Source organism: Enterobacter sp. BIDMC93 (assembly GCF_001037805.1).
GTDB classification, from domain to species: Bacteria; Pseudomonadota; Gammaproteobacteria; order Enterobacterales; family Enterobacteriaceae; genus Enterobacter; species Enterobacter hormaechei_C.
This window is the reverse complement of sequence record NZ_KQ089962.1, coordinates 1,854,771-1,874,133: the sequence shown is the minus strand read 5'-3', so window position 1 is coordinate 1,874,133 and position 19,363 is coordinate 1,854,771. Positions and strand designations below refer to the sequence as shown.

General features: G+C 55.6%; 21 protein-coding genes and 2 tRNA genes. 9 read left to right on the top strand and 14 right to left on the bottom strand.

The features are described 5' to 3' along the window. The first annotated feature begins 1 nt into the window (after position 1). The 3 genes from SK58_RS08905 (at position 2) to SK58_RS08895 (ending at position 636) form a co-directional block, all read left to right on the top strand. A tRNA-Val gene (locus tag SK58_RS08905) sits at positions 2–77 on the top strand. A 4-nt stretch (positions 78–81) separates the two neighbouring features. Next, positions 82–157, top strand: a tRNA-Lys gene (locus SK58_RS08900). A gap of 137 nt (positions 158–294) precedes the next feature. Further along, positions 295–636: a FlxA-like family protein gene (locus tag SK58_RS08895; protein ID WP_047734961.1), complete on the top strand. Its 342-nt coding sequence runs from the start codon at positions 295–297 to the stop codon at positions 634–636. On the opposite strand, the gene SK58_RS08890 is transcribed toward SK58_RS08895, so the two are convergent. Next, positions 627–1,568 (bottom strand): LysR family transcriptional regulator, encoded by a 942-nt coding sequence (locus tag SK58_RS08890; protein WP_032669422.1) that lies wholly within the window; start codon positions 1,566–1,568, stop codon positions 627–629. The two genes, SK58_RS08895 and SK58_RS08890, sit on opposite strands and share 10 nt — an antisense overlap. Positions 1,569–1,657: 89 nt before the next feature. On the opposite strand from SK58_RS08890, the gene SK58_RS08885 reads away from it, so the two are divergent. Then, complete coding sequence (locus SK58_RS08885) at positions 1,658–2,653, top strand: bile acid:sodium symporter family protein (protein WP_015572227.1); 996 nt, start codon at positions 1,658–1,660, stop codon at positions 2,651–2,653. Here SK58_RS08885 and SK58_RS08880 read toward each other — a convergent pair. The 3 genes from SK58_RS08880 to zipA all read right to left on the bottom strand — a co-directional run bounded on the left by SK58_RS08880 (position 2,650) and on the right by zipA (position 5,946). Further along, a complete protein-coding gene (locus SK58_RS08880; RefSeq protein ID WP_003861328.1) occupies positions 2,650–2,865 on the bottom strand; it encodes a DUF3820 family protein in 216 nt (71 codons plus the stop codon). The two genes, SK58_RS08885 and SK58_RS08880, sit on opposite strands and share 4 nt — an antisense overlap. Position 2,866: 1 nt before the next feature. Further along, positions 2,867–4,882 (bottom strand): NAD-dependent DNA ligase LigA, encoded by a 2,016-nt coding sequence (gene ligA / locus SK58_RS08875; RefSeq protein ID WP_032659688.1) that lies wholly within the window; start codon positions 4,880–4,882, stop codon positions 2,867–2,869. Between the two features lie 68 nt (positions 4,883–4,950). After that, complete coding sequence (gene zipA, locus SK58_RS08870) at positions 4,951–5,946, bottom strand: cell division protein ZipA (protein WP_015572226.1); 996 nt, start codon at positions 5,944–5,946, stop codon at positions 4,951–4,953. 229 nt (positions 5,947–6,175) lie between these two features. Between zipA and cysZ the strand changes: the two genes are divergently transcribed. From cysZ to crr, 5 genes are all read left to right on the top strand, one after another. Continuing rightward, the gene (gene cysZ / locus SK58_RS08865; protein ID WP_006811452.1) at positions 6,176–6,937 is read left to right on the top strand and encodes a sulfate transporter CysZ; all 762 of its coding nucleotides are present in this window, start codon (positions 6,176–6,178) and stop codon (positions 6,935–6,937) included. A 163-nt stretch (positions 6,938–7,100) separates the two neighbouring features. After that, positions 7,101–8,072 (top strand): cysteine synthase A, encoded by a 972-nt coding sequence (gene cysK / locus SK58_RS08860; RefSeq protein WP_006811453.1) that lies wholly within the window; start codon positions 7,101–7,103, stop codon positions 8,070–8,072. 317 nt (positions 8,073–8,389) lie between these two features. Next, positions 8,390–8,647 carry a phosphocarrier protein Hpr gene (gene ptsH / locus SK58_RS08855; protein ID WP_000487600.1) on the top strand — a complete coding sequence of 86 codons (258 nt, stop codon included), beginning with the start codon at positions 8,390–8,392 and terminating at the stop codon, positions 8,645–8,647. A gap of 45 nt (positions 8,648–8,692) precedes the next feature. Next, entirely contained in the window at positions 8,693–10,420 is a 1,728-nt protein-coding gene (ptsI, locus tag SK58_RS08850) for a phosphoenolpyruvate-protein phosphotransferase PtsI (protein WP_006811455.1), read from the top strand. 40 nt (positions 10,421–10,460) lie between these two features. Next, a complete protein-coding gene (gene crr / locus SK58_RS08845; protein ID WP_003861316.1) occupies positions 10,461–10,970 on the top strand; it encodes a PTS glucose transporter subunit IIA in 510 nt (169 codons plus the stop codon). A gap of 44 nt (positions 10,971–11,014) precedes the next feature. Here crr and pdxK read toward each other — a convergent pair whose 3' ends face one another. The 10 genes from pdxK to SK58_RS08795 all read right to left on the bottom strand — a co-directional run bounded on the left by pdxK (position 11,015) and on the right by SK58_RS08795 (position 19,361). After that, a complete protein-coding gene (gene pdxK, locus SK58_RS08840; protein ID WP_017383475.1) occupies positions 11,015–11,851 on the bottom strand; it encodes a pyridoxine/pyridoxal/pyridoxamine kinase in 837 nt (278 codons plus the stop codon). Positions 11,852–11,856: 5 nt separating this feature from the next. After that, complete coding sequence (gene cysM / locus SK58_RS08835) at positions 11,857–12,768, bottom strand: cysteine synthase CysM (protein WP_032102762.1); 912 nt, start codon at positions 12,766–12,768, stop codon at positions 11,857–11,859. Between the two features lie 118 nt (positions 12,769–12,886). Then, positions 12,887–13,981: a sulfate/thiosulfate ABC transporter ATP-binding protein CysA gene (cysA, locus tag SK58_RS08830; protein ID WP_017692966.1), complete on the bottom strand. Its 1,095-nt coding sequence runs from the start codon at positions 13,979–13,981 to the stop codon at positions 12,887–12,889. Continuing rightward, the gene (gene cysW, locus SK58_RS08825) at positions 13,971–14,846 is read right to left on the bottom strand and encodes a sulfate/thiosulfate ABC transporter permease CysW (RefSeq protein WP_003861305.1); all 876 of its coding nucleotides are present in this window, start codon (positions 14,844–14,846) and stop codon (positions 13,971–13,973) included. The genes cysA and cysW overlap by 11 nt, the downstream gene beginning before the upstream one ends. Then, on the bottom strand, positions 14,846–15,679 hold the full coding sequence (gene cysT / locus SK58_RS08820; RefSeq protein WP_017383478.1) for a sulfate/thiosulfate ABC transporter permease CysT: 834 nt from the start codon (positions 15,677–15,679) through the stop codon (positions 14,846–14,848). Before cysT ends, cysW begins: the two co-directional genes overlap by 1 nt. Then, complete coding sequence (locus SK58_RS08815) at positions 15,679–16,692, bottom strand: sulfate ABC transporter substrate-binding protein (RefSeq protein WP_017383479.1); 1,014 nt, start codon at positions 16,690–16,692, stop codon at positions 15,679–15,681. Before SK58_RS08815 ends, cysT begins: the two co-directional genes overlap by 1 nt. A 176-nt stretch (positions 16,693–16,868) precedes the next feature. After that, entirely contained in the window at positions 16,869–17,768 is a 900-nt protein-coding gene (locus SK58_RS08810; RefSeq protein ID WP_017383480.1) for a Dyp-type peroxidase, read from the bottom strand. Positions 17,769–17,860: 92 nt separating this feature from the next. Further along, entirely contained in the window at positions 17,861–18,436 is a 576-nt protein-coding gene (locus tag SK58_RS08805; protein WP_032102764.1) for an RpoE-regulated lipoprotein, read from the bottom strand. Positions 18,437–18,499: 63 nt separating this feature from the next. Then, positions 18,500–18,949: a DUF2919 domain-containing protein gene (locus SK58_RS08800; RefSeq protein ID WP_032102765.1), complete on the bottom strand. Its 450-nt coding sequence runs from the start codon at positions 18,947–18,949 to the stop codon at positions 18,500–18,502. Then, positions 18,936–19,361 (bottom strand): GNAT family acetyltransferase, encoded by a 426-nt coding sequence (locus SK58_RS08795; RefSeq protein WP_003861292.1) that lies wholly within the window; start codon positions 19,359–19,361, stop codon positions 18,936–18,938. The genes SK58_RS08800 and SK58_RS08795 overlap by 14 nt, the downstream gene beginning before the upstream one ends. Positions 19,362–19,363 lie beyond the last annotated feature (2 nt).

Sequence of the window (19,363 nt, the reverse complement as noted above, 5' to 3'; positions counted from 1 at the left end):
TGGGCGATTAGCTCAGTTGGTAGAGCATCTCCTTTACACGGAGGGGGTCGGCGGTTCGAGCCCGTCATCGCCCACCATTTCGGGTCGTTAGCTCAGTTGGTAGAGCAGTTGACTTTTAATCAATTGGTCGCAGGTTCGAATCCTGCACGACCCACCAATGTAAAAAAGCGCCCTAAAGGCGCTTTTTTGCTATCTGCGATATAGCACATCCCCATTGCAGCCAGACCGCTTGTTTTACTCAAGCTCACGCCTTCTTTGCCGATACCTCTATTTTATGGCGAAAAGGATCTCAATATGACAACTCTTAAGCCCGTTTCTCTGTCGGCGATGGAAATCGGCAGCGTAGATAACAGCTCCGGCGGAAACGACATTGCTTCTCAAATCACCCGTCTGACCAAACAGATAACGAAAGTCACTCAGCAGCTCAAAGAAGTGGCCATGGGTGATGCCACAGCAGAAGAGAAGCAAAAGCAGCAGGAATTACTCGAATCTCAGCTGGCTATGTTGCAGGCACAACTGGCGCAATTGCAGCGTCAGCAGGCAGAAGAGGCGATGCCAAAAAAGGAAAAAGGTCAGGCAGTCGCGGAAGGCATCAATAAGCCCTCCGCGGAGCATCAGATTAATATCTACATCTGATTATTGGTTTCGTTAAAAAGTGGATCGCGTGTGCGGGCCTCCATCAAACGTTCGGCCTGCATACGCACCACATCCCAGCAGGCATGCGCCGCGCCGGAAAGAGACCTGTTTTTACGGCGTACCAGCATCAGCTGGCGTTCGACACAGGGTACGAAACGCTTCACCGTTAAACGACTCCCCTGCGGCAGTGGCAGCGCCAGCGCCGGCAGAACGCTGATGCCAATCCCCGCTTCGACCATCGGGAAGAGCGTGGCAGGATGCCCAATCTCCTGCACAATGGTTGCCTTAACGCCCTGCGCGGCCAGTGCGGCATCTATCAGCGGACGGCTGCCTGATGCATAATCCTGTAACACCAGGTTTGCCCCCTGCAAGGCCTGCCAGGCCACCTGCGGCAGCGATGCCAGCGGATCATCATCGCGGCAGAGCAGTAAAAAGGGCTCCGAGAGCACCACTTCACATTCCAGGTCGCTTACCGCTCCGGGATCAATAACGATGCCAAAATCCACATCCCCCTGACGGATACTCTCCAGTACCCACTGCTGCGGCCTGTCATGCAAAACAAAATCGATATCCGGATAGCGGTGATTACTTTCAGCGATACACTGGGGAATAAGATGCGCTGAAATCGTCTGGCTCGCCGCCACTCTCACGGTACCGGAAAGCTGTTGTCCGAGCCGCCCGACATCCCTGAGCGTACTGTGCAGTTCATCCAGCAGCCTTTCCAGTCGCATTGCCAGCTGCTGTCCCGCTTCGGTGAGTACCACTTCTCGCGTCGTACGGTCGAGCAGCTTCACTCCCGTTTGCGTTTCAAGCTCCTTAACGCTATGGCTCACCGCCGACTGGCTGAGGCCAATGATCTCCCCTGCCCGGCTAAAGCTGCGGGCCTGCGCGACGGTGACGAAAACGCGAAGCTGACGTAACGAATAATTCATCTGTTTAATTCATGAATGGATGCAATAAATCAATTTTATTTCTCAAAGGGAAGAAAGCACAATAGCGGCATCTGTTTTCAGGAGTGATTATGAAACTTTTTCGTATCCTTGATCCGTTTACGCTGACCCTGATTGGTGTCGTCTTGCTGGCCTCGTTCTTCCCGGCGCGGGGCAGTTTCGTTCCGGTTATTGAAGGACTGACCACGGCCGCCATCGCCCTGCTGTTCTTTATGCATGGCGCCAAACTCTCCCGTGAAGCCATTATTGCAGGCGGTAGCCACTGGCGACTACACCTGTGGGTAATGTGCAGCACCTTTATCCTCTTCCCGGTTTTGGGCGTGCTGTTCGCCTGGTGGGCGCCGGTGAATGTCGATCCGGCGCTGTATACCGGTTTCCTTTATCTGTGCATTTTGCCGGCCACCGTGCAGTCCGCTATTGCCTTTACCTCGCTGGCGGGCGGTAACGTCGCGGCGGCGGTTTGTTCTGCTTCCGCTTCCAGCCTGCTGGGGATCTTTGTTTCACCGCTGCTGGTCGGTCTGCTGATGAATATGCACGGGGCGGAAGGTAATCTGGAGCAGGTGGGTAAAATTTGTCTGCAACTGCTGCTGCCGTTTGTGCTCGGACACTTATCCCGTCCCTGGATTGGGGCGTTTGTGGCAAAACATAAAAAATGGATCGGGAAAACGGACCAAAGCTCAATTCTGCTGGTGGTTTACACGGCCTTCAGCGAAGCCGTGGTGAACGGCATCTGGCACAGGGTGGGCGCTGGATCGCTGCTGTTTATTGTGGTGGTAAGCATCGTTTTGCTGGCCATTGTCATCGCGGTTAACGTCTTTGTGGCCCGCAAATGCGGCTTCAATAAGGCCGATGAAATCACCATTGTATTTTGCGGATCGAAAAAGAGCCTGGCCAACGGGATCCCGATGGCCAATATTCTGTTCCCGACGTCCGTCATTGGGATGATGGTGTTGCCGCTGATGATTTTCCATCAGATCCAGCTGATGGTGTGTGCGGTACTGGCGCGGCGTTACAAGGCGCAGACAGAAAAGCTGGCGCAGGAGGAGACCCGCGCCGCGAAAGTTTAAGGACGTTTCAGGGGCTGAACCAGCTGGGTCAGCCCCTCTGTTTTGATCAGTAACGTGATAGCCATCAGCTCGCCCAGACGCCCGGCGGGGAACTCATCCTTACGGGCAAACCACAGCAGATACTCTTCCGGTAAATCAATCAGCCTGCGACCCTTATATTTACCGAACGGCATCTCCGTATTGGCGATCTCAACGAGCTGCTCTTTTTCCACGTCACTCTCCTAACAGGCGCATCATTTCCGCTTCGTCGATTACCTCGATGCCAAGTTCCTGCGCTTTTGCCAGCTTCGAACCGGCCGCTTCCCCGGCAATCACCAGGTCGGTTTTCTTCGATACGCTGCCCGCCACTTTTGCCCCCAACGCCACCAGGCGCGCTTTCGCGTCATCGCGCGAGAGCTGGCTCAGGCTGCCGGTCAGTACCACCGTTTTACCGGCAAACGGGCTGTCGATCTCTTCGGCATTAACCACTACCGGTGCAGGCCAGTGAATGCCCTGTTCCAGTAATTTACCGATCACTTCACGGTTGCTCTCTTCGGCGAAGAAGTTGAAAACGTGGGTAGCGACCACAATGCCGACATCAGGGACTTTCTGTAGCTCGTCGATGGTGGCTTTCTCCAGCGCGTCCAGCGTGCCGAAATACGCCGCCAGCCCTGCCGCTGTCGCCTCTCCGACTTCACGAATGCCAAGCGCGTAAAGGAAACGGGCAAAGGTGGTGTTTTTGGCCGCCTCGAGCGCGTTAACGATGTTCTGGGCAGATTTTGGCCCCATACGATCAAGACCGGTCAGCTTACCTGCCGTCAGGGTAAAGAGGTCCGCTGGCGTATGGACGTACTCTTTCTCAACTAACTGGTCGATAATCTTGTCACCCATTCCGTCGACGTCCATCGCCCGGCGGGAGACAAAGTGCTTCAGGGACTCTTTACGCTGCGCGCCGCAGATTAACCCGCCCGTACAGCGCGTTACCGCTTCACCTTCCACGCGCTCAACGTCCGAACCACATACCGGACAGTGGGCTGGAAACTCGATGGCACGGGTATCGGCAGGACGTTCAGACTCCACAACGTTAACCACCTGTGGGATCACGTCGCCCGCGCGGCGAATCACCACTTTGTCACCAATGCGCAGCCCCAGGCGGGCAATTTCATCGGCGTTATGCAGCGTGGCGTTACTTACCAGCACGCCAGCCACCTGCACAGGCTCCAGACGCGCCACAGGCGTAATCGCCCCCGTACGGCCTACCTGAAACTCCACGTCGCGAACGAAGGTCATCTGCTCCTGCGCCGGGAACTTAAAGGCCACCGCCCAGCGCGGCGCACGGGCCACAAATCCCAACTGTTCCTGCAACGCCAGCGAGTTAACCTTGATCACCACGCCATCAATATCAAACCCGAGCGTGGGACGATCCTCTTCAACCTTGTGATAGAACGCCAGCACCGCCTCCGGAGAGTCGCAGAGCTGCACGCGGTTGCTTACCGGTAATCCCCACTCTTTGAACTGCATTAAACGACCCAGGTGGGTATCTGGCAGGTCACCGCCTTCCAGGATCCCGACGCCGTAGCAGAAGAAAGTAAGCGGTCGCTTCGCGGTGATTCGCGGATCGAGCTGACGCAGCGAACCTGCCGCCGCGTTACGCGGGTTAGCAAACACTTTCCCGCCGGTACGACGCGCTTCTTCGTTGATCTTCTCGAAGCCCGCCTGCGGAAGGAACACTTCCCCGCGCACTTCCAGCCGGGCGGGAATGTTATCGCCACGCAGTTTCAGCGGGATCGCACGAATAGTGCGCACATTGGTGGTGATGTCTTCCCCGGTAGTGCCGTCGCCGCGCGTTGCGGCACGCACCATCACGCCGTTCTCATAAAGAATACTAACGGCCAGACCATCCAGCTTTAGCTCGCAGCACCAGCTCAGATTGTCGACGCTCTTCAGGCGATCCTGCACACGCTTGTTGAAAGCCAGAAAACTCTCTTCATCAAACACGTTATCCAGCGACAGCATCGGCACTTCATGTCGCACCTGGCTGAAAGCGCCCAGCGGTTCCGCGCCGACGCGCTGCGTTGGGGAATCGGGCGTAATCAGTTCGGGGTGCTGCGCTTCCAGCTCGCGCAGTTCACGCATCAGGCGGTCATATTCCGCATCCGGCACTTCCGGTGCGTCCATAACATGATAGAGATATTCATGATGGCGAAGCGTGGTTCGCAGTTCAGTAAGTTGTTGTTCGATTGAGTCCATATCGCACCATCAATGAGAAAAACCCCCGACAGGCGGGGGTTGAGGAGGAGGTGAAGTTAACGCGACGATTACGCGTTCGCTTCCTTAACTTCGCGGATGCGGTCCTGATACTCGCGCAGTTTCTGCGGCGTCATCATTCGACGCTGATCGTCGAGCACCACACCGCCCACTTCGTCGGCGATGTGCTGAGCGGACTGTAGCATCAGCTTAAAGTTTTGCAGCTCGTCACCGTAGGACGGCACCTGCATAAAGATCGTAACCCCCGGCGTGACGAAATCACCGGTCATTTCCGGGTCAAACGTGCCTGGATTGACCATATTGGCCAGACTAAACAGCGCCGGACCGCTACCGTCAGGACTCAGGTGGCGATGGAAAATATTCATGTCGCCGAACTTGAAGCCTGCCTGTTGGATGCTGTTAAGCAGCACGTCACCGTTCAGATGGGTGCCATGATGAGCAGCCACGTTCATGATGATCACCGCTTCTTTACGCTGCGGCTTTTCAACAACCGGTTCTGGCTCTGCGACCGGCTCTGGCTCAACGCGCGGAGCGGGCTGTGGCGCAGGCGGTTCAGGCTGCGGCTGCGGTTGTTGTACCGGCTGCGGCTGCTGAACAGGCTGTGGCTGATGCACTGGCTGTGCAGGCTGTTGCACAGGTTGCGGCTGTACAGGCTGTGGCGCAACGGGCTGCTGTTGCACAGGCTGCTGCGGCGGATGACGAACAGGTTCTTCCACTGGCGGCGGCGCTGGCTGGCGCGGCTGGGCAGAAGCATACGGTGGTTGATACTGGTGCTGCGGAGCGCGGGGGGCTTCATGCTCTCCATGCGCTGCGCCGGGCGCAGTATTGACCCGATGAACACGAACTTCACCCACGCCGTCGTCGTCAGGACCGTCGATGTCGTCTTCAACGTCATCGTCGTCACGACTGGACTTCATGCGCTTCAGTGGACGATCGCGAAACATAGAGGAACGCTCTTTACGGCTGGTCCAGAAACCATGTACCAGTAAAGCGATTATGGCGATCGCGCCAACAATGATTAATATCAGACGCAAATCCTGCATCATTATATTCTCTGTTGTTCTAACACCTTGCCACCACGGCAAACATTTACTCACTAAGAGTATTTGCCGTTTACGTCAAGTGCAAGTGTATGCAGAGCATTCACAGCATAAAGATGAACTAAATCGTGCTTTTTGCTGGTTTTTCGAACATTTCCGAACTGGTCATTGGCCCGTAACTGGATAATATAGGCGGGCAATTCCACTGGTTGTGTAAAAAGGAGTACAGCCTGGTATGGTTTCAACATCTTCTTCTGCCCCACGCAGCGGGGTCTGGTACTTTTCTCAGGGCTGGAAACTGGTCTCCCTGCCGGGCATTCGACGCTTCGTTATTTTGCCGTTACTGATCAACATTATTCTGATGGGCGGGGCCTTCTGGTGGCTGTTCACCAGACTGGAAAGCTGGATCCCTTCCCTGATGAGCTATGTGCCGGACTGGTTACAGTGGCTAGACTACCTGCTCTGGCCGATTGCGGTTATCTCCGTGCTGCTGGTTTTCGGTTATTTCTTTTCGACGATAGCAAACTGGATAGCCGCGCCGTTCAACGGTCTGCTGGCCGAACAGCTGGAAGCGCGCCTGACCGGTGCGACGCCACCTGACACGGGCGTACTCGGGATCGTGAAAGATCTCCCCCGCATCATGAAGCGTGAATGGCAGAAGTTCGCCTGGTACCTGCCGCGGGCGATTGTGCTGCTTATTCTTTATTTTGTACCCGGGATTGGCCAGACGGTCGCGCCCGTGCTGTGGTTCCTGTTCAGCGCCTGGATGCTCGCTATCCAGTACTGTGATTATCCGTTCGATAACCACAAAGTGCCGTTTAAAGAGATGCGCACTGCCCTGCGCACTCAGAAGGTTGCCAACATGCAGTTTGGCGCGCTGACCAGCCTGTTCACCATGATCCCTTTCCTGAATTTGTTCATCATGCCCGTCGCCGTTTGCGGCGCGACGGCGATGTGGGTGGACTGCTACCGTGCTAAGCACGCGTTATGGAAGTAATGCAAAAATGTGTAAAAGAGGGGTGGCTTATGCCGCCCCTTATTCCATACTGATCCCCATTATTTCCTTGCAGCATATAGATATGCGATTTCCTTACTTCCCCATACCTGTTCAACAGGTATGCTGGGTCGGTATCCCAATTTCATACAGTTAAGGACAGGCCATGAGTAAGATTTATGAAGACAACTCGCTGACTATCGGTCATACGCCCCTGGTTCGACTGAACCGTATCGGTAATGGACGCATTCTGGCGAAGGTCGAATCTCGTAACCCAAGCTTCAGCGTTAAATGCCGTATCGGTGCGAATATGATTTGGGATGCTGAAAAGCGTGGCGTGCTGAAACCTGGCGTTGAGCTGGTTGAACCCACCAGCGGCAATACCGGTATCGCTCTGGCCTATGTTGCGGCGGCGCGTGGCTATAAGCTGACGCTGACTATGCCTGAAACCATGAGCATTGAGCGTCGTAAGCTGCTGAAAGCGCTGGGTGCGAACCTGGTCCTGACCGAAGGCGCAAAAGGCATGAAGGGCGCGATTCAGAAGGCCGAAGAAATTGTTGCCAGCGATCCGGCAAAGTATCTGCTGCTCCAGCAGTTCAGCAACCCGGCCAACCCGGAAATTCATGAGAAAACCACCGGCCCGGAAATCTGGGAAGATACCGACGGTCAGGTTGATGTGTTTATCTCCGGCGTAGGCACCGGCGGTACGCTGACCGGTGTGTCTCGCTATATTAAAGGCACGAAAGGTAAAAAAGATCTGATTACCGTTGCCGTTGAGCCAACCGACTCACCGGTTATCGCTCAGGCGCTGGCAGGCGAAGAGATCAAACCTGGCCCACACAAAATCCAGGGTATCGGCGCTGGCTTTATTCCAGGCAACCTGGATCTGAAGCTGATCGATAAAGTCGTCGCCATTACCAATGAAGAAGCCATCTCCACGGCGCGTCGCCTGATGGACGAGGAAGGCATTCTGGCGGGTATCTCTTCCGGTGCGGCGGTTGCGGCAGCCCTCAAACTGCTGGAAGATGAAACCTTTACCAATAAGAACATTGTGGTTATCCTACCGTCTTCGGGTGAGCGTTACTTAAGCACAGCACTGTTTGCCGATCTCTTCACAGAGAAAGAACTGCAACAGTGATGCCAGCATGTTAAAAACGCGTAAAAAAGCACCTTTTCAGGTGCTTTTTTGTGGCCTGCTTCAAAGTTTTACCCCTCCTGGCATTGCTTCACCCCGTTGGGTCTGGTATTTAAACCAGCAATTATTTTGATGCGCGAAATTAATCGGTGAACGAAATAGCGCTGCTGAATCGATTTTATGATTTGGTTCAAGTCTTGCTTTCACTGCATAATGTTTAATGACGATTGAAACGTCAGCGCTAACTATACAGGCTAAAGTTAAGTCGCCAGGCTAGACTTTAGTTCCACAACACTAAACCTATAAGTTGGGGAAATACAATGTTCCAGCAAGAAGTTACCATTACCGCTCCGAACGGTCTGCACACCCGCCCTGCTGCTCAGTTTGTTAAAGAAGCGAAAGGCTTCACTTCTGAAATCACTGTGACTTCCAACGGCAAAAGCGCTAGCGCAAAAAGCCTGTTCAAGCTGCAAACTCTGGGCCTGACTCAGGGTACCGTTGTTACCATCTCCGCTGAAGGTGAAGACGAGCAGAAAGCAGTTGAGCATCTGGTTAAGCTGATGGCTGAACTCGAGTAAGTTTACCGGGTTCTTTTCAATATCAGTCACAAGTAAGGTAGGGTTATGATTTCAGGCATTTTAGCATCCCCGGGTATCGCTTTCGGCAAAGCATTGCTGCTGAAAGAAGACGAAATCGTCATTGACCGGAAAAAAATTTCTGCCGACAAGGTTGATCAGGAAGTTGAACGTTTTCTGAGCGGTCGTGCCAAGGCATCTGCGCAACTGGAAGCGATTAAAACTAAAGCTGGCGAAACTTTCGGTGAAGAAAAAGAAGCCATCTTCGAAGGGCACATTATGCTGCTCGAAGATGAGGAGCTGGAGCAGGAAATCATAGCCCTGATTAAAGATAAAGGCATGACGGCCGACGCGGCTGCGCATGAAGTTATCGAAGGTCAGGCATCTGCCCTGGAAGAGCTGGACGATGAATACCTGAAAGAACGTGCGGCTGACGTACGTGACATCGGTAAGCGCCTGCTGCGCAACATCCTGGGTCTGGCCATCATCGATCTGAGCGCGATTCAGGACGAAGTCATCCTGGTTGCCGCTGACCTGACGCCGTCTGAAACCGCACAGCTGAACCTGAACAAGGTGCTGGGTTTCATTACTGATGCAGGTGGACGTACCTCCCACACCTCAATCATGGCGCGTTCTCTGGAGCTGCCAGCCATTGTGGGTACCGGTAGCGTTACCTCCCAGGTTAAAAACGACGACTATCTGATTCTGGATGCCGTAAACAATGTGGTTTACGTCAACCCAACTAACGATGTGATCGAGCAGCTGCGTTCCGTTCAGGAGCAGGTTGCTACCGAGAAAGCGGAACTCGCTAAACTGAAAGATCTGCCAGCCATCACGCTGGACGGCCATCAGGTTGAAGTGTGCGCTAACATCGGTACCGTACGTGACGTTGACGGCGCTGAGCGCAACGGCGCGGAAGGTGTGGGTCTGTATCGTACTGAATTCCTGTTCATGGATCGCGACGCTCTGCCAACGGAAGAAGAGCAGTTTGCAGCGTACAAAGCGGTTGCGGAAGCGTGCGGCTCGCAGGCTGTAATCGTCCGTACTATGGACATCGGTGGCGACAAAGAGCTGCCGTACATGAACTTCCCGAAAGAAGAGAACCCGTTCCTGGGCTGGCGTGCCGTGCGTATCGCCATGGATCGCAAAGAGATCCTGCGTGACCAGGTTCGCGCTATTCTGCGTGCCTCCGCTTTCGGTAAACTGCGCATCATGTTCCCGATGATCATCTCTGTTGAAGAAGTGCGTGCACTGAAGAAAGAGATCGAAATCTACAAACAGGAACTGCGTGACGAAGGTAAAGCATTTGACGAATCCATTGAGATCGGCGTGATGGTGGAAACACCGGCAGCCGCGACCATTGCGCGTCATTTAGCCAAAGAAGTTGATTTCTTTAGTATCGGTACCAATGATTTAACGCAGTACACCCTGGCAGTTGACCGTGGTAATGATATGATTTCACATCTCTACCAGCCAATGTCACCGTCCGTACTGAATTTGATCAAGCAAGTTATTGATGCTTCTCATGCAGAAGGTAAATGGACTGGCATGTGTGGTGAGCTAGCAGGCGACGAACGTGCTACACTTCTGTTGCTGGGTATGGGTCTGGACGAGTTCTCTATGAGCGCCATTTCCATCCCGCGCATTAAGAAGATTATCCGTAACACGAACTTCGAAGATGCGAAGGTGTTAGCAGAGCAGGCTCTTGCTCAACCGACAACGGACGAGTTAATGACGCTGGTTAACAAGTTCATTGAAGAAAAAACAATCTGCTAATCCACGAGATGCGGCCCAATTTACTGCTTAGGAGAAGATCATGGGTTTGTTCGATAAACTGAAATCTCTGGTTTCTGATGACAAGAAAGACTCCGGAACTATTGAGATTGTTGCTCCGCTCTCCGGCGAGATCGTCAACATCGAAGACGTGCCGGATGTAGTGTTTGCTGAGAAAATCGTTGGTGATGGCATTGCTATCAAACCAACTGGCAACAAAATGGTTGCTCCAGTTGACGGCACCATCGGTAAAATTTTTGAAACCAACCATGCGTTCTCTATCGAATCCGATAGCGGTATCGAACTGTTCGTTCACTTCGGTATCGACACCGTTGAACTGAAAGGCGAAGGCTTCAAACGTATCGCAGAAGAAGGCCAGCGTGTTAAAGTTGGCGACCCGGTAATTGAATTCGATCTGCCGCTGCTGGAAGAAAAAGCGAAGTCTACCCTGACTCCGGTTGTTATCTCCAACATGGACGAAATCAAAGAACTGATCAAACTGTCTGGCAGCGTCACCGTGGGTGAAACCCCGGTTATCCGCATCAAGAAGTAATTCTTGCCGCACAGAAAAATGGCGCCTTCGGGCGCCATTTTTGTTTATGCCGGCAGGATAAGCTCGTCATAGCCTTTCGACTGCGTATAGATCATAACGTCAGTCACCCGATCGCCCGCCATGCGAATGGCATCGGCAACGGTTTTCCCTCCCACAATGCCGCTGACCAGCTCCGAACAGAACAGATCGCCCGTTCCTTTCAGATCCGTCTCTACGCGCGGGTGCGCGCTTACGGTAACACCTTCTTCGCTCACCAGCACAACGTGGATATTCTGCGGATCGTCAGACACTGGCGCACTGGTGATCGCTACCCATTTCAGCGAGTCGGACAGCAGCCCCTGCGCGGCGGCAATGGCGCTCTCCGGCGTACGGCACGGTTTGCCGCTCAGCACTTCCAGTTCATACACGTTGGGCGTAATGCCCTGGGCCAGCGGGAGCAGATGCTCACGGTAGGCTTCAGGAATATCCGGCTTCACATACATTCCGCTATCGATATCCCCAATTACCGGGTCAACCAGCACCAGCAGATCGGGATGTTGCACTTTGATTGCCTTCAGCCACTGCGCCAGCAGCGCGATCTGGCTGGCGCTGCCCATATAGCCGGTGGTGACCGCTTTAAGCTCGCGCAGGATCTCGCGCTCTTCCAGCGCCTTAAGGTAGCCGCTGAACCACTCGTCCGGGATCACCCCGCCGTAGAAGGTGTCGTAGTGCGGCGTATTGCTGAACAGCACCGTTGGCACGGCGGTAACGTTCAGCCGGTGGGTTCGAATATTCGGCACCGCGATGCTGTTTCCCACGCTGCCGTACACCACCTGCGACTGTACGGCGACAATATCGGTTTGCTGCGCCCGGGTTTTATCCCGGAATAAAATCATCTCCATGACGCTTAAATCCCCGCCCCCTGCGAATAACTCTCTTCACCAAAGACGCCGGTAGACAGATAACGGTCGCCGCGATCGCAAATAATCGCTACGACCACCGCCCCCGGCGTGGACTCAGCCACCCGGATCGCACCCGCTACGGCACCGCCAGAGCTGACGCCGCAGAAGATACCTTCACGCACGGCCAGCTCACGCATGGTATTTTCCGCCTCGCGCTGATGAATATCCAGCACCTGGTCCACAAGCTGCGCATTAAAGATGCCCGGCATATACTCCGCCGGCCAGCGGCGGATGCCCGGAATACTGCTCCCCTCTTCCGGTTGCAGGCCGACAATCGTCACCGGCTTCTCCTGTTCGCGCAGAAAGCGTGACACACCGGTGATCGTGCCCGTGGTCCCCATGCTGGAGACAAAGTGGGTGATGCGCCCGTCGGCTTGCTGCCAGATTTCCGGGCCGGTGGTGGTGTAGTGCGCGTACGGGTTGTCCGGGTTGTTGAACTGGTCGAGAAGCTTGCCTTCCCCGCGCTCCGCCATCGCTAACGCTAAATCTCGCGCCCCTTCCATCCCCTGCTCTTTGCTCACCAGAATCAGCTCGGCTCCATAGGCGCGCATGGCGGCCCGGCGCTCCTGGCTCATGTTATCCGGCATCAGCAGCTTCATGCGGTAGCCTTTCAGGGCGGCAATCATCGCCAGCGCAATTCCGGTATTTCCGCTGGTGGCCTCAATGAGCACGTCGCCTGGCTTAATTTCACCGCGCTTCTCGGCCTGGACAATCATCGACAGTGCCGCCCGGTCTTTCACCGACCCCGCCGGGTTATTGCCTTCGAGCTTGACCCAGATTTCGCTGCCGTTATCAGGCCCCATGCGCTGAAGTTTGACCAGAGGGGTGTTGCCGATGGTGTGTTCGAGTGTATTCACGATTTTTACTCAATAAAAAAGCCGGGTGGCGCTTAGCTTACCCGGCCTACAAGACGCAGTGATAACTGTAGGCCCGGTCAGCGCAGCGCCACCGGGCGATAAACATACTAATAACCTATCAGGCTGACTCCGCCAGAGCAATATCCTCGCGCGTCTCAATGCGCTCGTTGCCATGATAAATGCGCGCGTGTTGCAGCCCGACAAACAGGCGCTCCCCCCGGTACGGCGGCACGTCGTCACGCATAACCACGGTCAACGGCTCGGTGTACCAGCCCAGGGGCTGTACCACTAATTGGGTGTAGTGCCCTTTAGGGCTAGCTTCCAGCACCTGCACCGGAAGCGGCGAATCCAGGCTGGTACGACGGCTGACGTCCACTTCCCACGGACGCAGGAACAGATCCACCGGCCCCTGATGCGCGGAGGTATACCCCAGCGGCCAGCGGTGCGCGCCAACGTGGAACTGACCGCCGCGAATGGTGCCCTGAAGGCGGTTTACTTCCCCCATAAACTCCAGCACAAAGCGGGTCGCCGGTTCACGCCAGAGCTGCTCTGGCTCGTCAACCTGCTCAATGTTGCCCTGACTCATCACCACCACGCGATCGGCCACTTCCATCGCCTCTTCCTGATCGTGGGTCACGAAAACGCTGGTGAACTGGAGTTCCTCATGCAGCTGACGCAGCCAGCGGCGCAGCTCTTTTCGCACCTGCGCATCCAGCGCGCCAAACGGTTCGTCCAGCAGCAGGATTTGCGGTTCAACGGCTAACGCACGCGCCAGCGCCACGCGCTGCTTCTGCCCGCCGGAAAGTTGAGCCGGGAAGCGGTCCGCCAGATGCGCAAGCTGCACCATCTCCAGCAGTTTGGTCACTTTCGCTTTGATGGCGGCGGCATCTGGACGTTCACGACGCGGCAGCACGGTCAGGCCAAACGCGATGTTGTCGAATACCGTCATGTGGCGGAACAGCGCGTAATGCTGAAATACAAAGCCCACTTTACGGTCGCGGGCGTGCAGGCGGCTAACGTCCGTACCGTGGAAGCGAATATGTCCGCTGGTCTGGTGTTCAAGCCCGGCGATAATGCGCAACAGCGTGGTTTTACCGGAGCCAGACGGCCCCAGCAGCGCCACCATTTGTCCGGAAGGGATATCCAGCGAGATATCATTCAGCACCTGGGTGCGACCAAAAGACTTCTTAATATTGGCAATCTCAATGCTCATGATTTCCCTCCTGATGCTGACGTTTTTCCTGATTCTCTAAACGCCACTGCACCACACTCTTCAAAAACAGGGTCAAAATCGCCATCAGCGTCAGCAACGCTGCGGCAGTAAAGGAACCGACGGTGTTGTAGTCCTGTTCCAGTAATTCAATCTGTAACGGCAGCGACAGGGTTTCGCCGCGAATCGAGCCGGATACCACCGACACCGCGCCAAACTCACCGATCGCACGGGCGTTGGTCAGCACCACGCCGTAAAGCAGTGCCCAGCGGATATTAGGCAGCGTGACGCGGCGGAACATCTGCCAGCCGGAAGCGCCGAGCAGCACCGCGGCTTCATCTTCATGGCTGCCCTGGCTGAGCATCACCGGCACCAGCTCGCGCACCACGAACGGACAGGTGACAAAGACGGTCACCAGCACCATTCCCGGCCAGGCGAACATGATTTGCAGGTCGTGTTCATCCAGCCAGCCGCCCAGCGGGCCATTGGAGCCGTAGAAGAGCAGATAAACCAGACCCGCCACCACCGGAGACACCGCAAACGGGATATCCAGCAGGGTCAGCAGCAGCTGACGCCCCGGGAAGTTAAAGCGCGTTACCAGCCAGGCCAGCAATACGCCAAACACCAGATTCACCGGGACGGTGATCAGGGCAATCATCACCGTCAGCCAGATGGCGTGGAGCATGTCCGGATCGGCCAGGTTTTGCAGCGCGGGCATAATCCCTTTGCTGAAGGCCTGCACGAAGATGTACACCATCGGCACGACGAGAATGAATGCGGAGACCAGCACGCCGGTACCAATCAGAAACCATTTGCCCCAGTTGATGCGGGGCGCGTCATAGCGCTTCAATTGCGTAACTTCCGCCATCAGTGACCTACCACACGTCGACCAAAGCGACTTTGCAGAGTGTTAATCGAAAACAGTAGCAGCAGCGACGCGGCAAGGATCACCGAGGCAATCGCGCTCGCCGCCGGATAATCAAACTCCTGCAAACGGACAAAAATCATCAGCGAGGTCACTTCGGTTTTCCACGCGATGTTCCCGGCGATAAAAATGACCGCGCCAAATTCACCGAGGCTGCGGGTAAAGGAAAGCGCCACCCCCGCCAGCAAGGCCGGAGAAAGTTCCGGCAGCACAACCTTACGGAAACTCTGCCAGCGCGTGGCGCCCAGAGTTTCCGCGGCCTCTTCGTATTCGGGGCCTAACTCTTCCAGCACCGGCTGCACGGTACGCACCACAAACGGGATGCTGGTAAAGGCCATCGCCACCGCGATACCGATCCAGGTATAGGTCACTTTAATATCAAACTTCGCCAGCCATTCGCCGTAAAAGCCGTTCACGGAGAACAGCGACGCCAGCGTCAAACCGGCCACCGCCGTCGGCAGGGCAAACGGCAGATCCATCAGGGCGTCGAGCAGCGTGCGGCCCGGGAAGCGATAGCGGGTTAAGATCCATGCCATCAGCAGGCCAAACACGCCGTTAAAAATCGAGGCCACGAACGCAGACAGCAGCGTGACCTTGTAAGCCGCCACCACCTGCGGGTTGGTGACCACTTCCCAGTACTGGGACCAGCTCATCTCAGCGAGCTGCATCACCAGAGCGCTGAGCGGTAACAATAAAATCAGACAGACGAACAGCAGGCTGGTCCCGAGGCTTAAGGTAAAACCCGGCAGCACACGTCTTGTTGATCCTGCAAACATTACTTACGCCCCGCCGCCAGCAATTTGTCTAACTCACCGCCGCTGGCAAAATGCGTTTTCATCACCTCAGGCCAGGCGCCGAAATGATCTTCCACGCGGAACAGCTCGGTCTGCGGGAATTTGTCTTTCAGCTTGTTCATCACGTCCGGATTATTAACGCGGTAGTAATAGTCAGTAATCACCGTCTGCGCCTGCGGGCTGTACAGATAGTTGAGATAGGCTTTTGCCGCTTTCTCAGTGCCGTTGGCTTTGACGTTTTTATCCACCCACGCCACCGGGAACTCGGCCAGAACGTTAGTTTTCGGGATAACCACTTCGAAGCCCTGCGCTTCGTACTGTTTACGAATATTGTTCACTTCGGATTCAAAGCTGATCAGCACATCGCCCAGCCCGCGCTCGGCGAAAGTGGTGGTTGCGCCCCGGCCGCCGGTGTCAAACACTTCGACATTTTTCAGGAACTGGGTCATAAACTGTTCGGTTTTCGCTTTATCGTTACCGTCAGCTTTGTCCGCCGCGCCCCACGCCGCCAGATAGGTATAACGCGCGTTGCCGGAGGTTTTCGGATTCGGGAAAATCAGCTTGACGTCAGAACGCACCAGGTCGTTCCAGTCGTGAATGTTTTTCGGGTTGCCCTTGCGCACCAGGAAGCCCATGGTGGAGTAGAACGGCGAACTGTTGTTCGGCAGGCGGCTTTGCCAGTCCGCCGGGATCAGCTTGCCTTTGTCGTGCAGGATCTGCACGTCCGTGACCTGGTTGTAGGTCACCACATCCGCTTTCAGCCCCTGCAAAATGGCCAACGCCTGCTTGGATGAACCAGCGTGCGACTGTTTGATGGTCAGCTTGTCGCCGTTGTTATCTTTCGCCCACTGCTGTTCAAATGCGGGATTAAGGGCGGCAAACAGCTCGCGTGAAACATCATAAGAACTGTTCAGCAACTCGGTTGCCTGCGCCTGCGCCACCAGCAGTAAACCTGCCAGTGCCAGCGATCCTTTTTTCAGTACAGTAACGGCCATTGCGCACCCTTATAAATGTGATGACTATCTTATAGTCATAATATTTATAACGGAGTCTAAAGGAGTAACGGTTTTATATACCGTTTGGTGATTTAGAAGCAGAAAAGGGAATAAGGGGTGCGGGAGAAATTGCCGGGTGGCGCTAACGCTAACCCGGCCTACGAATGGAGAGCGATTTACAGCGCCAGCAGGCGCTCAACGGACGGCGCAAAGTAGTAGCCACCGGTCACCGGACGGGTGAAGCGCAGCATGGCGTCACGCTTGCCGTCGGTATCGCCAAACATGCTCAGCAGCTGTTGTTCGATGTTGTAGAGGCGTGCACAGTAAGCGCAGAAGTACAGGCCGTGCGTACCGCTCGCGGTGCCGTACGGCAGGCTCTGGCGAACAATCTTCAGCCCCTTACCGTCTTCTTTAAGGTCAACGCGGGTCAGGTGGGACGTGACCGGACGCGCATCGCCGTCAATCTCTTCATTGGCGTCTTTGGTGCGGCCAATCATCATCTCCTGATCATGCACGCTCATGCGGTTGAGCTGCCTGAGGTTATGCTCCCAGCGCTGGACGAACACGTAGCTGCCGCCCGCGTCCACGCCATCCTTGATTACAGCCACCTCGCGACGCGTCTCTTCCCCGGCCGGGTTTTCGGTGCCGTCGACGAAGCCGCTCAAATCGCGCTCTTCCACCCAGCGGAAACCGTGGATCTCTTCCTGCACGTCGATGCTGTCACCAAAGGCCTCAATCGCTGCCTGAGCGACGGAGAAATTCACGTCATGGCGCAGGGAGAGGATATGAATCAGGACGTCATACTGGGTGGCGGGCGCAAGACCTTTGCCATAAGGAATAAAGTCTTTCAGCTCTTCTGCGCCTTCGCCGCCGCTCAGCTGACGCCAGACGGTATTGCCAAAGGCAACCACCGCGCCCAGATGGGCTTCGGGGAATTTGGCCTGAAAGGTGGCCAGTTTATCAACGAAAATTTTGCTGGCCGCGCGCAGGGCATCCACGTCCCCTTTGACATTGGCTTCAATCCAAATCGCCGCGCGGCAATGTTCTGGCAAAATGCCACTCTGAACCTGAGACATCGCTCCTCCTGAAAAAAAGATGCCACGACAGCGTGGCATTGATGGCGGCTATTATACCTGGATTTCAGCGAGGCGGCTTGCTCAGGCGCAAATTACTGCTTCCAGATAATTTTGCTCACTTTCCACTTTTTCAGGGTGTCGTCAGACGGCATTAACCCTTCCGGACCGTTCCAGGCGCCGCTGAATACATAGCTAATGTGCTGGCTGCCGTCGGCCTTACACTCGACCGCCACGCTGTCATCCGACGGCACGCTGGCGCAGTGGCCAAACGCTTTCTGGTAGAGCTCGCCAAACGGCGTACCTACCTTCACGCCACCTGAGGTCGGAATCTCTTCATCCATCACCGCAATGCGGTTGACCGTACCTTTATCGCCGTTGATGACCATCGCCACCTTGTCGTCTTTCAACGCTTCGAAATAGCGCACGATGTTGCCGTTCTCGGTTTTCATGCCGCTGCGCAGGCGATAATCACTGCCGATGGCCTCCTGAATGGCATCCTGATCCAGCGCCGTCGAGGCGGTGATTTTGCCCACGCCCTGCTCGGTCACTTCCGTTGAGGAGCCAAACCAGTTCCACGGATAGGCCGCAGACCAGTTGATGGATGAGAGCGTGGAACAGCCGGTTAACGCCAGCGGGAGAGCGCATAAAAGTAAACGCAGCGATTTCATTGAGACGTCCTTACGTAGTAAATCAACGCTTGTTGGAGTGCAGTATCGGCAAAAAGTGCCGTTTTAATCTGACTCTTGCGTAAAACAGGCGCGTAAACGGGGGTTCGTGACCAGCCACAGCAGCGCGACAATATCCGCCACCACCAGCGCAATCCCGATACCGGAAAGCGGCTCGCCGTACAGCCAGAGCACGGGCTGCCAGACCAGGAGCACAACCTGCGCCAGAATCAACAGCCAGCGAAGTGCGCGCCAGATGCGCGGGAGGAACTGCCGCCGACCGCTGCACAGGAACGCCAGCACCGCCGGTACACCGGGCAGTAACCCCAGCCAGAACGCATCGTGATCGGGATAAAAGAGATTCAGTAGCGTATCGCCCTGCCCGCGTGACGCGCCAGCCATCACGAACAGCACCCAGGTGCGGGCCTGCAACAGCAGAACGCACCAGAATAAAAAAGGCAGACGCAGACGACCGTGAACATCATAGTCGCCAGGGTGGAACTCAGTACTCTTCATCTTCGATCAGGCGCTTACCCAGCGTCAGTACATCCGCGTGCTCGTAGCCCAGACGTTCATACATGCCCAGCACCACGTCGTTATCTTCCCGCACCATAATCTGGATTTTCGGGCAGCCACGGGCGATCAGTTTCTTTTCCAGACGGTTAAGCAGCGCGTTGGCGATGCCGCGCGCGCGATATTCCGGGTGCACGCCCAGATAGTAGGCCGACCCGCGGTGGCCGTCGTACCCGCCCATTACCGTCCCGACCACCTCGCCGTTGACCTCAGCGACCAGAAACAGACTGACGTCGTGGTTCACCTTCCGTTCGATGTCCATTTCCGGATCGTTCCACGGACGCAGCAGATCGCAGCGCTCCCAAAGGGTGATCACCTCTTCGAAATCTTCCTGGCGAAAAACGCGTATCTCCATGG

Excerpts from the sequence above, each read along its gene's own strand:
- SK58_RS08895 (WP_047734961.1), top strand. The coding sequence starts at position 295 with ATGACAACTCTTAAGCCCGTTTCTCTGTCGGCGATGGAAATCGGCAGC.
- SK58_RS08890 (WP_032669422.1), bottom strand. The coding sequence starts at position 1,568 with ATGAATTATTCGTTACGTCAGCTTCGCGTTTTCGTCACCGTCGCGCAG.
- SK58_RS08885 (WP_015572227.1), top strand. The coding sequence starts at position 1,658 with ATGAAACTTTTTCGTATCCTTGATCCGTTTACGCTGACCCTGATTGGT.
- ligA (WP_032659688.1), bottom strand. The coding sequence starts at position 4,882 with ATGGACTCAATCGAACAACAACTTACTGAACTGCGAACCACGCTTCGC.
- zipA (WP_015572226.1), bottom strand. The coding sequence starts at position 5,946 with ATGATGCAGGATTTGCGTCTGATATTAATCATTGTTGGCGCGATCGCC.
- cysZ (WP_006811452.1), top strand. The coding sequence starts at position 6,176 with ATGGTTTCAACATCTTCTTCTGCCCCACGCAGCGGGGTCTGGTACTTT.
- cysK (WP_006811453.1), top strand. The coding sequence starts at position 7,101 with ATGAGTAAGATTTATGAAGACAACTCGCTGACTATCGGTCATACGCCC.
- ptsH (WP_000487600.1), top strand. The coding sequence starts at position 8,390 with ATGTTCCAGCAAGAAGTTACCATTACCGCTCCGAACGGTCTGCACACC.
- ptsI (WP_006811455.1), top strand. The coding sequence starts at position 8,693 with ATGATTTCAGGCATTTTAGCATCCCCGGGTATCGCTTTCGGCAAAGCA.
- crr (WP_003861316.1), top strand. The coding sequence starts at position 10,461 with ATGGGTTTGTTCGATAAACTGAAATCTCTGGTTTCTGATGACAAGAAA.
- pdxK (WP_017383475.1), bottom strand. The coding sequence starts at position 11,851 with ATGGAGATGATTTTATTCCGGGATAAAACCCGGGCGCAGCAAACCGAT.
- cysA (WP_017692966.1), bottom strand. The coding sequence starts at position 13,981 with ATGAGCATTGAGATTGCCAATATTAAGAAGTCTTTTGGTCGCACCCAG.
- cysW (WP_003861305.1), bottom strand. The coding sequence starts at position 14,846 with ATGGCGGAAGTTACGCAATTGAAGCGCTATGACGCGCCCCGCATCAAC.
- cysT (WP_017383478.1), bottom strand. The coding sequence starts at position 15,679 with ATGTTTGCAGGATCAACAAGACGTGTGCTGCCGGGTTTTACCTTAAGC.
- SK58_RS08815 (WP_017383479.1), bottom strand. The coding sequence starts at position 16,692 with ATGGCCGTTACTGTACTGAAAAAAGGATCGCTGGCACTGGCAGGTTTA.
- SK58_RS08810 (WP_017383480.1), bottom strand. The coding sequence starts at position 17,768 with ATGTCTCAGGTTCAGAGTGGCATTTTGCCAGAACATTGCCGCGCGGCG.
- SK58_RS08805 (WP_032102764.1), bottom strand. The coding sequence starts at position 18,436 with ATGAAATCGCTGCGTTTACTTTTATGCGCTCTCCCGCTGGCGTTAACC.
- SK58_RS08800 (WP_032102765.1), bottom strand. The coding sequence starts at position 18,949 with ATGAAGAGTACTGAGTTCCACCCTGGCGACTATGATGTTCACGGTCGT.
- SK58_RS08795 (WP_003861292.1), bottom strand. The coding sequence starts at position 19,361 with ATGGAGATACGCGTTTTTCGCCAGGAAGATTTCGAAGAGGTGATCACC.